This is a genomic window from Pseudomonas sp. PvP009, from assembly GCF_017832995.1.
Taxonomy (GTDB): domain Bacteria; phylum Pseudomonadota; class Gammaproteobacteria; order Pseudomonadales; family Pseudomonadaceae; genus Aquipseudomonas; species Aquipseudomonas syringae.
Map to the genome: position 1 here is coordinate 4,398,320 of NZ_JAFIBG010000001.1, position 12,919 is coordinate 4,411,238.

At 56.8% G+C, this 12,919-nt stretch carries 15 protein-coding genes; 4 read left to right on the plus strand and 11 right to left on the minus strand.

Going from position 1 to position 12,919, the window contains the following annotated elements; translation table 11 throughout:
- Window positions 1-13 precede the first annotated feature (13 nt).
- Window positions 14-1,753 (minus strand): dipeptidase, encoded by a 1,740-nt coding sequence (locus JOE29_RS18905; protein WP_210079763.1) that lies wholly within the window; start codon window positions 1,751-1,753, stop codon window positions 14-16.
- 132 nt (window positions 1,754-1,885) lie between these two features.
- On the opposite strand from JOE29_RS18905, the gene JOE29_RS18910 reads away from it, so the two are divergent.
- Window positions 1,886-2,848 (plus strand): DUF6508 domain-containing protein, encoded by a 963-nt coding sequence (locus JOE29_RS18910; RefSeq protein WP_210079764.1) that lies wholly within the window; start codon window positions 1,886-1,888, stop codon window positions 2,846-2,848.
- A gap of 55 nt (window positions 2,849-2,903) precedes the next feature.
- On the opposite strand, the gene JOE29_RS18915 is transcribed toward JOE29_RS18910, so the two are convergent.
- On the minus strand, window positions 2,904-3,341 hold the full coding sequence (locus JOE29_RS18915) for a GNAT family N-acetyltransferase (RefSeq protein ID WP_198700968.1): 438 nt from the start codon (window positions 3,339-3,341) through the stop codon (window positions 2,904-2,906).
- A gap of 152 nt (window positions 3,342-3,493) precedes the next feature.
- On the opposite strand from JOE29_RS18915, the gene JOE29_RS18920 reads away from it, so the two are divergent.
- Window positions 3,494-3,703, plus strand: coding sequence for an HVA1 family protein (locus JOE29_RS18920; protein WP_003320186.1), 210 nt, complete (start codon window positions 3,494-3,496; stop codon window positions 3,701-3,703).
- 109 nt (window positions 3,704-3,812) lie between these two features.
- On the opposite strand, the gene sodC is transcribed toward JOE29_RS18920, so the two are convergent.
- The 3 genes from sodC to JOE29_RS18935 form a co-directional block, all read right to left on the minus strand.
- A complete protein-coding gene (gene sodC / locus JOE29_RS18925; protein ID WP_057406401.1) occupies window positions 3,813-4,331 on the minus strand; it encodes a superoxide dismutase family protein in 519 nt (172 codons plus the stop codon).
- Between the two features lie 244 nt (window positions 4,332-4,575).
- Entirely contained in the window at window positions 4,576-5,586 is a 1,011-nt protein-coding gene (locus JOE29_RS18930) for an NAD(P)-dependent alcohol dehydrogenase (RefSeq protein ID WP_210079765.1), read from the minus strand.
- Window positions 5,587-5,649: 63 nt separating this feature from the next.
- Window positions 5,650-5,958, minus strand: coding sequence for a winged helix-turn-helix domain-containing protein (locus JOE29_RS18935; protein ID WP_017277782.1), 309 nt, complete (start codon window positions 5,956-5,958; stop codon window positions 5,650-5,652).
- A gap of 146 nt (window positions 5,959-6,104) precedes the next feature.
- Here JOE29_RS18935 and JOE29_RS18940 point away from each other — a divergent pair, with 146 nt between their 5' ends.
- Both JOE29_RS18940 and JOE29_RS18945 read left to right on the plus strand, forming a co-directional pair.
- Window positions 6,105-6,893, plus strand: a complete 789-nt coding sequence (locus tag JOE29_RS18940; protein WP_210079766.1) for a transporter substrate-binding domain-containing protein — start codon at window positions 6,105-6,107, stop codon at window positions 6,891-6,893.
- 117 nt (window positions 6,894-7,010) lie between these two features.
- Complete coding sequence (locus JOE29_RS18945; RefSeq protein WP_210079767.1) at window positions 7,011-8,009, plus strand: ATPase; 999 nt, start codon at window positions 7,011-7,013, stop codon at window positions 8,007-8,009.
- Window positions 8,010-8,065: 56 nt separating this feature from the next.
- Here the strand turns inward: JOE29_RS18945 and JOE29_RS18950 are convergent, their stop codons facing one another.
- The 6 genes from JOE29_RS18950 to JOE29_RS18975 all read right to left on the minus strand — a co-directional run bounded on the left by JOE29_RS18950 (window position 8,066) and on the right by JOE29_RS18975 (window position 12,918).
- Window positions 8,066-9,085, minus strand: a complete 1,020-nt coding sequence (locus tag JOE29_RS18950) for a branched-chain amino acid aminotransferase (protein WP_003314085.1) — start codon at window positions 9,083-9,085, stop codon at window positions 8,066-8,068.
- A gap of 151 nt (window positions 9,086-9,236) precedes the next feature.
- The gene (locus JOE29_RS18955) at window positions 9,237-9,878 is read right to left on the minus strand and encodes a CatB-related O-acetyltransferase (RefSeq protein WP_003314084.1); all 642 of its coding nucleotides are present in this window, start codon (window positions 9,876-9,878) and stop codon (window positions 9,237-9,239) included.
- A 37-nt stretch (window positions 9,879-9,915) separates the two neighbouring features.
- Window positions 9,916-10,800 (minus strand): glycosyltransferase family 2 protein, encoded by an 885-nt coding sequence (locus JOE29_RS18960; protein ID WP_003341880.1) that lies wholly within the window; start codon window positions 10,798-10,800, stop codon window positions 9,916-9,918.
- A gap of 255 nt (window positions 10,801-11,055) precedes the next feature.
- Window positions 11,056-11,943, minus strand: coding sequence for a heme o synthase (gene cyoE, locus JOE29_RS18965; protein ID WP_003314082.1), 888 nt, complete (start codon window positions 11,941-11,943; stop codon window positions 11,056-11,058).
- A 10-nt stretch (window positions 11,944-11,953) separates the two neighbouring features.
- A complete protein-coding gene (cyoD, locus tag JOE29_RS18970; RefSeq protein WP_002552345.1) occupies window positions 11,954-12,286 on the minus strand; it encodes a cytochrome o ubiquinol oxidase subunit IV in 333 nt (110 codons plus the stop codon).
- Window positions 12,286-12,918 (minus strand): cytochrome o ubiquinol oxidase subunit III, encoded by a 633-nt coding sequence (locus JOE29_RS18975; protein WP_003421830.1) that lies wholly within the window; start codon window positions 12,916-12,918, stop codon window positions 12,286-12,288. The genes cyoD and JOE29_RS18975 overlap by 1 nt, the downstream gene beginning before the upstream one ends.
- Window position 12,919 lies beyond the last annotated feature (1 nt).

A 12,919-nucleotide genomic window follows, 5' to 3' on the forward strand; every position in this document is an offset into this window, starting at 1 on the left:
CCCGGACGCCGTGTCAGAGCTTCGGCAGTTGTCCGATACGCCCCATCATCTCAGTGACGATCTGCAGATCCAGCAAGAACTGGCCGGTGGTCTTGAACTCGTTGTCCGTATGACCGGTGTATTTGACTTCGGGTCTCGCCAGGCCGAACTGCACCCCGTTGGGCAATGAATGGACCGACGTAGCGCCAGCCGACGTGCCAAAGGTGTGTTCCATACCGAGATTTTCACTGGCCACAGCGAGCAGCGCCTTGACCCACTCACCCTCGGGGTTGCGGTACATCGGCTCGGCGATGGAATAGTCGAACACTGGCCTGATAGCGGTTTTCGTACTCCAGGCGGCGAGCTTTTCGGCGATTTCGGATTTGAGCTCCTGCGGGGACTTGCCTTTCGGCACACGCAGATTGACCGCTAGTTTGAATGCCTTTTCATCCATTGCGACGTACGTCAAGGATGCTGTGAGAGGCCCCATGAAGTCGTCGGAGAACCCCACGCCCAACTTGCTTCCCAGGTAATCGAGTCCCCAGTTGTCGGCGGCATAGCGAGCAGCATCGGTGATCTGGTTGTGTTTAAGCGCAACCTTGCCCTGCAGACTGTTAATGAAATCCAGCATCCTCGCGACCGGGTTGACGCCGGACTGGGGTGCCGATGAGTGCGCGGACACGCCGGTAACAGTCAGCTTGACGTCCTTGCCGTCGACCCTGGCATCGACCTCGAAGTCACCGCCATTGCTTTTCACGTACTCGGCACTGACCTGTTGCAAGCTTGCAGCCAGCTCGGCAGGTTTGTCAGTCAGCAGAGTGGCGACCGACTTCGACGGAATCTGATTGGTGGCCATACCCCCGGTCATTGAAACAATCTCGGCCCCCTCGCCTTCAGCCTCGCGTCGGGCAAAGCTGGCCATGACCGTGCCGTAACCTTTTTCGGCAATCACGACCGGGTAACCGCCATCCAGCGCCAGGTTGTAGGCGGGCGTCGGGTTACGCTCAAAATAGTAAGGGATTGCGTCGCCGGCCGTTTCTTCCGTGGTATCGATCAGCAACTTGAAGTTTCTGGCCAGCGGCAGCTTTTCTTCCTTGATGACTTTCATGGCATAGAGCGCAACCACAATACCGTTCTTGTCGTCCTCGGTGCCGCGTCCATACATGCGATCACCGATCAGCGTCACCTTGAACGGGTCCAGACGAGTGCCGTCAGGCAAGACCCAGTTGTCCGGCGTGACCGGTACAACATCGGCATGCACATGAATGCCAACTACTTCATCACCCGCGCCATCGAGCGAGACTTCATACACACGGTTATCGACGTTGCGAAACTTCAGATTGAAGCCCTCGGCCAGGCGCTTGATCGTGTCGGCGATCTTTATGAACGCCGGGTTTTCATGCTGGGCAACGCCGTCGACACGAACCGTGGGAATAGCCACTAGCTCACGCAGGGTTTCAGTGGCCGCGCTGCCGTACTTCATGCGGGTATACAATCCGAGCAAGCGATGAATGTCGTTTTGTTGCGCTGCGGAAAGTTGCTTGTTGTCGAGAAAGGCACTGATGGCCGAGCCAAAATCGGCAGTTTTAACCACATCAGTACTGGCAAGATTGTTCAGAAACTGCCTGAAATCCTTTACCGATGCATCATTGAATGTCTTGAGGATAACGGCGCTCTGTTGTGCAGTGACAGTGGCGTTTGCCAGACTGGTGAACGACGAGAGACTGGCGAGTATCAAGGTGGAAGCAGCCAGTTTTTTGAGTGACAGGTTCATGGTTGAAGGCATTCCTTGGCAGGCAAAGCGCGAATTTTTCTGATCGTTTGATCAGGAAGCATTTCAACTTACACCAAGAGCAATGATGCGAGAATCCCCTTTTGAATCGACGCGATGCACTGGAGTGCCCATATGATCAAGCTGCTGATGCGCCTGAAAGCGCGCTTCGACCGAAAGTCCAAGGGGCAGCAGTCTGATCGGTTGCCGCCTGCGCAGCCTGCCGATCAGCAAGAATCCATGTCACGCGTGCAGGAAAATCTGGCTTGGCTGCCAGTCTATAGAGAGCCGGAGCCACTGCGTCTGCAGCCGCCTGCCTGCCCCCCATTGAGGCAACAGGACGAACCGCTGCGAGCCCGCTACCACGCCTACGTTGCGCAAACGGAACAGGCTGATCCAGCCAGTCAGGACGAGTCATGCCGTGAAACAGGACGGCAGTTGGCCAGAGAGCTGCAGTCAGCGGCAATCGACATCGTTACGTCAAAAGCCGAAAGCTCGCCGGATGTTTATTGGCTGACTCAATCCGCTGCTATTGCTTCGCTGTTTGCCGACGGCGCGCAATCGGACGCGTTTCAACGCTATCAAGAATATGTGCAGCACTACAAAGACCAGCGACTGACGGCCGGGCAAGTATGGGCGTTTGATATTTATGTGGCCGAACATACGCCAAGACAGGTCAGGACATTTCTGCCACATCCCTCAAGCGAAACACGTTTGCCTGATGAACCCTCGCCGGGGGCCGACGATATTGACCAGTTACTCTCCTACCTGCCACTGCTGTACCCAGACGGCGTGGCGATCAAGAGTTATATCATCAAGGAAAACACCTATTGGCCAGACTACTTTCCGGTAGTCGAAGCGTTTTATCGCGTGGTGGCCAAAGACTGCTGGTGTGACATTGATTACCTTAATCATGGCGCGGCGGACATGCTCAATGACGACATCTATATCGCCCAGGCAAACCTCGCTGATATGCAAACGCTGCTGACGTACTGCATCAGAGGCGAGCGTTTTTGCGATGGACACCATGGCGCGATGATTGAAAAAGGCTACGTGCTGAAGATCCTGCGCAGGCTGGCGGTGTTGCGCGAAGATTGAAGTTCGCGGCAAGCAGGCGGTGTGCCGGGCGATGGCAGAGCCCATCGTACTTCTTTCACATGCGCTCCTGTGCACCGAACGACTTCAACAGCGTATGCCGGCTCCAGGGGCCACAGTAGCGTGGAAGGCATGCGATCGGCACATAACCGTAACGCGCGTACCATCTGGCGACATCGTCATCCAGCGTTTCGATCAGAGCGTCAGTACAGCCTCGCTCGATGGCCAACGCTTCAAGCCTGTGCAGGGTCTGCGCCCCGAGCCCTTTTCCGCGCGACCCGGCATCGATCCAGAGGTAACTCACAAACAGCCGCTGGAACTCGGTTCGGCCTGTGGCGCCGCCAATCAATAGATCGTTCTCCATGATCATGCAGGCAATAGGATCAGCCATTCCCCCTTTCGCCTCGGACAATGCGCGGCCGTGTTGCAAGACGCCGTCAGCAACAACCCGAGTTTGATCATCAGCAATCTGGGCACCTGTAAGCCACTTCATCATGTCAGCACTTCCTTCTTAACGAACTGCAGATACATGAGCAAGATAAAGGCCAACCACCCGATCAAACACAGTGAATTCTTCCCCCGCCGAACACTCCGAACAGTACCGAGCGAACGCCGCAGATCAGTCGCTCTCCACTCGAGGAAATCTGAATGACCACCGCATTCAAAGTTGGCGACGCCGTACACTGGAACTCCGAGGCAGGCCAGGTGCATGGCAAAGTCACCAAAGTACATGTGCAGGACGTGGAGTTCATGGGCAAACATCGGCCCGCTTCAAAGGACGATCCGCAGTACGAAGTGAAAAGCGACAAGACCGGTCATTCGGCGATGCATCATGGGGATGCGCTCAAGCACGCGTGATTGCTCTGCGCCGCGTCGTGGAGAGAACGGTGTAGCGCCCTTCTCACTCACGCGAGAAAGCTGTAACCATTGGCGTGCCTGCATCCGAAACGGATGCAGGCACGCGGCATCAGATCACGCCGCAGGCAGCACGATCACCGCCACCGCCCAGAGGTGCGGGGTGGTCGGAATGGTTGTCGCCGCCGGCGTGAACCATCAGCGCGTGGCCTTTGACTTCCGAGAGTTTCTTCAGGCGTGGGGCAAGCACCGGATAACTCGCGGTGCCGTCAGCAGCCACGTACAGCGCAGGCAGATCGCCTAGATGGCCATCGGCGTAAGGCCCAAGATGCTTGCCGGTCTTGGCCGGGTCAAAGTGACCGCCTGCCGCGAGGGCTGCGACCTTCTTGCCGTCTTTGGTACCCGCTTCGCAACTGCCGTTTTCATGCACATGAAAACCGTGGATGCCTGCAGGCAGCTCCTTCAGATTCGGAGTGAACAGCAAACCGTATTGCGTTTCGCTCACCGTAACGCTGCCGATAGGTTTGGGCGCGCCATCAGCGCTGACCAGATTGACCGGAACGTCCAGCGATGCAGCCTGAACACCGAAAGAGAAAACGCCAAGCAGACCTAGCAAAAGATGAGGTTTCATAATTTCAATGCGTCCCTGATCTGATAATCGAATTGAACGTGGCACCAGGCAGCGCGGAGGCTGCACAGCACGAACGTCTTTCATGCCACAGAGGATGTGACCACAGACCTGCGAACTTGATGCAAGGAAATGAACGGGGGTCGCCGGGGAAAGTAATGCAAAACATCACGACTGGCCTGCCGACACCAAGGTCGGCAGGCCAGCGCTGTTCACCTGTGCTCAGTTAACAGCACAGTGGTGCGGATCAGATATCCAGGCAGATCTTGCCGAAATGCTGATTGGTTTCCTGATAACGGAACGCTTCGACGATGTCGGTCATCGGGAAGGAACGGTCCATGACCGGACGCATGCCGTTGGCATCAATGGCGCGGATCATATCCTGTTGCTGGGTGCGACTGCCGACCAGCACGCCCTGCATGCGCAGTTGTTTGACCAGCGCCGGGACGAACTCCAGTTGACCGGCAACACCGCTCAGGATGCCGATGACCGAGATGTGGCCAGCGACCCGTGCCGCATTCATGGAGTGCTGCAGGGTCGATGGACCGCCCACATCGATGATGTGATCCACACCACGGCCGCCGGTCAGCTTGCGGGCAGTCTCGCCCCAGTTGCTGTCCTTGCGGTAGTTGATCAGGTGGTCGGCGCCCATGGCTTGCAGACGCTCCAGCTTTTCATCACTCGACGACGTGGCGATAACGGTCGCACCGACCATCTTGGCGAACTGCAGCGCGAAAACCGATACACCGCCAGTGCCCTGCACCAGAACGGTATCGCCGGCTTTCAACGCGTCATCGACCATCAGCGCACGCCACGCGGTCAGGCCAGCGGTGGTCAGCGTGGACGCTTCGGCATGGCTGTAGCCCTTTGGCGCAAGGGTGAACGAGGTGGCACGGGCAGTGACCTGCTCGCGGGCATAACCGTCGACGCCATCACCCGGCACCGTGACAAAACCTTCAACCAGTGGCTCGCCGCTGATCCATTCCGGGAAGAACGTGCTGACCACGGAGTCGCCAACCGCGAACTCGCTGACGCCCTCGCCTACTGCCGTGACGACGCCTGCACCATCGGCCATGGGAATGCGTTTTTCCGTCGGTGCCCACATGCCGGTGACGACCGCGAAGTCGTGATAGTTGAGCGAGTTGGCGTGCAGACGCACAGTGATCTCACCGGCTTTAGGTGCAAGCACTTCGCTTTCGCCAACGCTGACCTGATCGTAGCCGCCGCCAGCCTGCACGTAGATGGTTGTATTGCTCATGGTCAATCTCCTATCAATTCAACATTACGCAAAATGACGAAATGTGTAAATAACGCTCAAAGCCTAGAGTTCTTTCTTGAGCCTGTCGGCAAACCGGTCGATGGCCTGCTCATCACGGCGAAAATAGGTCCACTTGCCAATCCTCGTTGCCTGAACCAGCCCGGCACGTTGCAGGATGGCCAGATGCGCAGACGCGGTAGAAGCCGACAGGTTGGCCTTGGCCTGAATGTGCGACACACACACGCCTATCGCCGGATCACCGTGGTCCTGGGGAGGGAAATGGGCTTGCGGGTTTTTCAGCCACTCCATGATCAACATGCGAGTGTCATTGCCGACCGCTTTGATTTGCTCAAGAATCATGGGGCACAACATTACGCTTTTTTACGAAATGTTCAACCCCTGATTTACCCTCCTCCGGCCAACGGCATGTTTTGATTACAGCTTCACATCGACCTGACAAATGAAGCAATCTGTCGACTCCAATAAAATCGACCGCACCGCTGAGAGCATCCAGACTCATGATGAATCTTAAATACAGCGCCCTGACCGCCCTGCTGCTGGGCATCACAGACATGGCTCAGGCTCAGGACTACACCTCGCATCTGGACAAGGTGCTGCAAACTGGCCAGTTGGCTGTCTGCACCACTGGCGACTACAAGCCCTATACCCTGCTGCGCGAAGACGGTGAGTACGAAGGCATTGATATCACCATGGCCCGTTCACTGGCAAAGAGCCTGGGGGTGAATGTGCAGTGGGTGCCCACGACGTGGAAAAACCTGATGCCGGACATGGTCGCCGGTAAATGCGACATCGGTATGGGCGGCATCTCGGTGAGTCTGGAACGCCAGAAAAAAGCGTTTTTCAGCAACACGCTGGACGTTGATGGCAAAATCCCGCTGGTGCGCTGCGCCGATCAGGCCCTGTATCAGACTGTCGAGCAGATCAACCAGCCCTCTGTGCGTTTGATCGAACCCGCCGGTGGCACCAATGAAGCCTTCGCTCGCGCTCATCTGCCAAAGGCGTCCCTGGCATTTCACGACAACAAGACCATCTTCCAGGAGCTGCTGGACAAGAAAGCTGACGTGATGATCACCGATGCTTCCGAAGCGCTCTACCAGCAGAAACGCATGCCCGGCCTATGTGCGGTCAATCCGACCCGGTACATGCAATACGGCGAAAAGGCCTACCTGTTGCCACGCGATGATGTGACCTGGAAAGGCTACGTGGACCAATGGCTGCACCTGAGCAAGGCCACCGGCGAGTATCAGCAAGCGCTGGGAGAATGGCTGGCAGTGCCCGCCGAGTGAGTGTGAAGCAGTCTTGCCGGGCACTGCCTTCGACGTCCTGCTGTGCAATGGTTGCAAGGCGTGTCCGGGTGAAATAGCGTGTTACGGCAACTCTCACTGGAAGGCAGCCAAACGAGCATGAAGCCCAGCAAACCCATCACCCGTGCGTACTGTGTCGAACTGCAGCAGGAGCTGTCGATCGCCGCTGCCCGACGCGAATACTTCTCTCAGGAGCCGCCACGCGCACGCTTCGAGTTTCTCTGCTCGACCGAGGCGTGCAGGACAATGGGGGCGAAGGTTACCGGGGTTCGCTATGACGTGAAGCCACAGGACAACCCGACCTTCGTCGCCGCGCACTTTCGCGCCAACCCGCATTACGACCATCACTCGGGCTGCGAATGGGTGGATGAGCGCACAGAAGCAGAGGAAGAACAGAACGATCCGGCCGAAGAAACCGATGTACAGACACGCCTGCGCAAGGCCAAACGCAAGCTGGACGACTACATCGATATCTTCGACCCGGTCATCAAGGCGCCGACCAAAGACGCGTCCAGCCCGGAAAAACCCGATGCTGGCGCCCAGCGCCCTGCTGCAACGCTTCCAGTCACAGAACCAGCCAAGCCACCAACTGCTCGCTACAGCGAAACGCGCACCAATAACCTAGAGCGGCTGGTAGACAGCTATCGGCAGGCCAAGGCCGAGCTGTCACTGGAAGACTTCAAGCTGCTGAAGCTGAAAATTCCAGGCCAGGGCGAGGTTTCGTTGCGCTCGTATTTTCGCCATATCAAATACGCGCAATCAGGCGATAACGGCCGGGTGCTGTTCGGAGGCGGTCTGGTCGAGCAGCGGTACGGGTTGGGTTTCAAGTTCAGGTTCTTCGACCGTCTGGACGGCAAACTGGTGACGCTCTACGTATCGCCCGCGCAGATGCAGGCCTATCGCTCCAGCCGCTACATCAGTGAGCTGCTGAGCCATGCGGATGACGTGAAGTTTTTCACGGTGTATGCGCTGGGAACGGTCACACAGAGCCCGTCAGGCAAAAGCTATGGCCTGGAGGTCGACGACTTGCGGCATCTGGCGATCGTGCTGGGGCCGGCGAAGGAGCCGCTTGAGGAAGGGAAAACACCTGAAGCCTGAGCATTGGGTCGAGGATCGTTCCAGCGTTCGACGCTGGAACGATCCGGGTCAGCTCATCAGACCTTGACGATCCAGCCGGCTGGCGCCTCGATGTCACCGGACTGAACGCCGGTCAGCTCCTTGTACAGACGCTGAGTCACAGGACCGACTTCGGTCTGGCTGTAGAACACGTGCAGGTTGTCCTTGTAGGAAATTCCGCCGATCGGAGTAATGACAGCAGCCGTACCGCATGCGCCCGCCTCCTTGAACTCGCCGAGCTGGTCGATGAACACATCACCCTCTTCGACCGTCAGGCCCAGACGGGATTTCGCCAGTTCGATCAACGACAGGCGGGTGATCCCCGGCAGCACCGATGGCGACTTGGGCGTCAGGAACACATCGTCCTTGGTGATGGCAAAGAAGTTGGCCGAACCCACTTCCTCGATCTTGGAGTGGGTCTGCGGATCGAGATAGATGCAATCTGCAAAGCTGTGCTTCTTGGCTTCGGAACCGGGCATCAGGCTGGCAGCATAGTTACCGCCGACCTTGGCCGCGCCTGTGCCGTTGGGCGCAGCGCGGTCGTAGCCGGAGATGACGAAATTGTTCGGCTTCAGGCCACCTTTGAAATAGGCGCCCACCGGAATGCAGAAAATCGAGAAGATGAACTCAGGCGCCGTGCGCACGCCGATGTTGTCACCCACCCCGATGACGAACGGGCGCAGGTACAGCGCGCCGCCGGAACCGTAAGGCGGAATGAAACGTTCGTTGGCCTTGACCACCTGTTTGCAGGCTTCAATGAATACATCGGTCGGGACGTGGGGCATCAACAGGCGGGAGCAGCTGCGCTGCATGCGCTGAGCGTTCTGATCGGGACGGAACAGATTGATCGAGCCATCCTTGCAGCGGTAAGCCTTGAGGCCCTCGAAGCACTGCTGGCCATAATGCAGCGCGGTCGACCCTTCGCTGATATGCAGCGTGTTGTCCTCGGTCAGCGAGCCCTGATCCCAGGCACCGTCGCGCCAATGAGAAAGGTAGCGCTTGTCGGTCTTGATGTAATCAAAACCCAGAGTGTCCCAGTTGATGCTTTCTTGACTCATAACGCCCTCTATCATTTTAGCGACTGCCTGGTCGAGTCAGGCCAATGCCTTATTCTGCCAGATCATTCGGGCCATGAGGCTCGAAATAAATGCAAACCGACATGGCATTTCTGAAGCAGGCTTGCGGGCAGGAGCCTCATGAGTCCAGAGCTCACCCGACCGGGAGCGGAGGCGCTACCTGGCGCTCGCGGATATAGTCGATAAACGTGTCCATATCCGAGCTGCACAACGTTCGTGCAACGGACTTGACCTCTTCGACAGGCCAGTCCCACCAGGCCGCCTGAAGCAGCAACTGGCGAATGTCTTCGTCGAATCGCCAACGGATGAATTTACAGGGGTTGCCTCCCACCACCGAATAGGGAGCCACGTCCCGAACGACCATCGCACCTGCCGCGACAATGGCGCCATGGCCGATGGTGACACCCGACACAATGGTTGCATTGGCGCAAATCCAGCAGTCGCTGCCGATCACCACATCGCCCTTGCTCGGCGCGTAATCCTGAATATCCGCGACTTGCGCGACCATCGCCGGGAACGGGTACGTTGTAATCCAGTCCGTGCGATGCTCACCGCCCAGTAGAATTTTCACACCCTCGGCAATGGAGGTATAAGCACCGACCCTGAACACCGAATCGTCACCAAAGTCGACAATATCCGGAATGCCATAAGTCCCCACGCCAACGACCGCACGCGGGTATTTCAATCTGATTTTTTCGGCGTGCCTGTCCAGCTTGTCCATCTTGCGCAACTGCTTGCGTATTTTTCTATTTTTCAACAGCTCGATAAATTTCATATCTTCAATCACATTTTTTTGGACAGTCAGGCAGCACTTACCGATAGCTCAGGAGTAAACGCTTGCAGCGCCGCAAGGTCGTTCTGTTGATCTGCCTCCATGGGATGGAAAACAAAAGCCCCCAGGCATATCGCTTGTCCGCGACCGCGGCATATTTCAAGGCTTTGTTGATGGCCTGAGTACGACCGCTCTGGTATTCGCGATGATCCCGATAGGGCTCGATGCTTTTCAGGTCAGCCTCAAGCAACACCTTGTACTTGCGCGAAAGGTTGTTCGGGTGACGTCGATAGCGCGTGACGATCTCGGGGAGCACATGAATTTCATAGCCCAGATGAGCGATTTTCAGTGTTGCCTGAAAATCCTGCACCCTTATCTGCGGGTCATAGCCGTTCGCATCCTTAATGGCCTTCATGCGGTACAGAGCGACCGGCGCGCCAACGACCACCGCTCCGCGCAATATGTCATCGAACGTCAGCCGCTCGATGTGATCGCGGGACTGACGTTTGATTTCCTTGCCGTCGCCATCCATGTAGCTGACCAGTGCGCCGACACAGCCTACCGCGGGATGATTGTCCAGATACTCGGCACGAATCCGCACCGATGAGGGAAGCATGATGTCATCCAGATCCGGCGTAGAGAGGTACACGCCTTTGGCGTAACGCAGACCATGGTTGAGGGCAGCACTGACGCCCTGATTGGCCTGGCGATAGAGCTGGAAAGGATAGCGTTGCTGCAGGGACTCCAGCATCGCGATGCTGTTGTCGGTCGAGCCATCGTCAACGACGATCACCTCGAAATTCTCGTAGTCCTGAGCAAAAATACTCTGAATCGCGACCTCGAGAAATCGCTCGGCGTTGTAGCAAGGGGCAACGATGGAAACCAAAGGGCTGGGCGTGGGGTTCTGACTTTCTGAAGACATCATGGGTAGCAGCCATAATCATGATCAGCCCTGACGGGCTCGGAAACCGAATATCTGTAACAGGTCGCTTGAAAACGGCACATCATGCGGCAAGCGCTCCTGATTTTCCATGAAAGGTCAAAAACGTCCTGTGAACAGGCATTTATAGCCGCGGAAAAACTGCCGACATGCCCTGTCTTTCATTCAGTGTAGATCGGCACTCAAAAAAAAACCCCGTTCTTCGCAGAACGGGGTTTTCATGTTGCGCATCAAGTGGAATCAGAAAGCGTAAGTCACCAGCAATTCTTTTGTCACCTGAAAGTCGACCGACATCATCACGCTCAAGGCAGTGATGGTGAAGATCGAAAACACGAACAGCTTGCGAGCCCAGACAGTATCGTCAACGGCCTTGTAGCCCTTCCAGGCCATGTACAGCCAGTACATACCCATACCCGCTGCAACAGCCAGGTAGTTGAGGCCCGCATAGCCACCCACGGTCAACATCAGGGTCGCTACGAGGAACGCCAGGATGTAGAGCATGATGTGGCGCTTGGTAACCAGAATGCCGCGCTTGACCGGCAGAACCGGAATCTTCGCAGCACGGTAATCATTGAAGCGGAAGATGGCGATCGCATACGAATGCGGCATCTGCCACAGGCTGAACATCACCAGTAGCGTGAGAGCCGCAAAGTCGAAGCTGTTGCTCACTGCGCAGTAGCCAATCACCGGCGGCATGGCCCCCGAGAGACTGCCCACCAGCGTGCCGTGAACGGATCTGCGTTTCAGGTACAGGCTGTAAAGGCCGACGTAGATCACGAACCCGATCACTGCAAACAGTGCGGCCAACGGATTGGCCTCGGTGTACAGCAGGCCAACGCCTGCGATACCGAGCAGGGTTGCGTAGAGCAGCGCCAGTTTCAGAGAAACCAGACCCTGCACCAGAACCCGGTTACGGGTTCTTTCCATTCGCTGATCGATATCGCGATCGATGCAGTTATTGAACACACAACCGGACGCAACGACCAGGGAAGTACCGATGACCGCCGCAAGGAACACGCCGAAATCGATATTTCCCTTGGAAGCCAGAAAAAAGCCACCTGCCACCGAAAGCACGTTACCGAAAATGATCCCCGGCTTGGTGATTTGGATAAAGTGCTTCAGTGACATCTGGTATTCCTCAATGCGCCATCATTTCGCGGTGGACGCTGAAGATGATCCACAGCGACAAGCCGACCAGCAGGACAATAACCATCGTGGTAAAGGCGAAGGCCATCACGTTGTTACGCTGCACGCTTGTGAAGTCCAGATGCAGGAAGTAATGCAGGTGCACCAGAATCTGGATGATCGCGAAGACCAGAACGATCGCGATCGTCATGTCCTTCGGCAGCGAAGGTGACATCACCAGGGCAAACGGAATGGCTGTCAGGATGATCGACAGTACGAAACCGATGATGTACGACTTCACTGAGCCGTGACTATTGTCTTCAGCGGAGTGATGCGAATTTGACATTACAAAGCTCCCATCAGATAGACAACGGTGAACACGCCGATCCAGACAACGTCCAGGAAGTGCCAGAACAGGCTCAGGCAGCTCAGGCGCGTCTTGTTGGTGTTGGTCAGGCCCTTTTTCTGGACCTGGAACATCATGATCGCCATCCAGATCAGGCCGCTGGTCACGTGCACGCCGTGCAGACCTACCAGCGCGAAGAACGCTGACAGGAAGCCGCTGCGGCTAGGACCGAAGCCCTCTTCGATCAGGTGATGGAACTCATAGACTTCCATACCGATAAACGCGGCACCACACAGGAAGGTCAGTGCCAGCCAGCCCAGTACCTGGCTTTTATTGCCCTTGTACAGTGCCAGCATGGCGAAGCCGTAAGTGATACTACTGACCAACAGGAACGCGGTTTCCACAGCCACGAATGGCAGCAGGAAGATGTCCTGGCCCGACGGGCCGCCCGCGACGCTGTTGACCATCACGGCGTACACCGCGAAGAACGAGGCGAACAACACGCAGTCGGTCATCAGGTACAGCCAGAAGCCGTAGACCGTCATGCCACCGCTGTCGTGGTGATCGTCATGCCCATGATCATGGTCGTGACCGTGATCGTGGGCTCCGGAGTTGATTGCAATATTTGACATT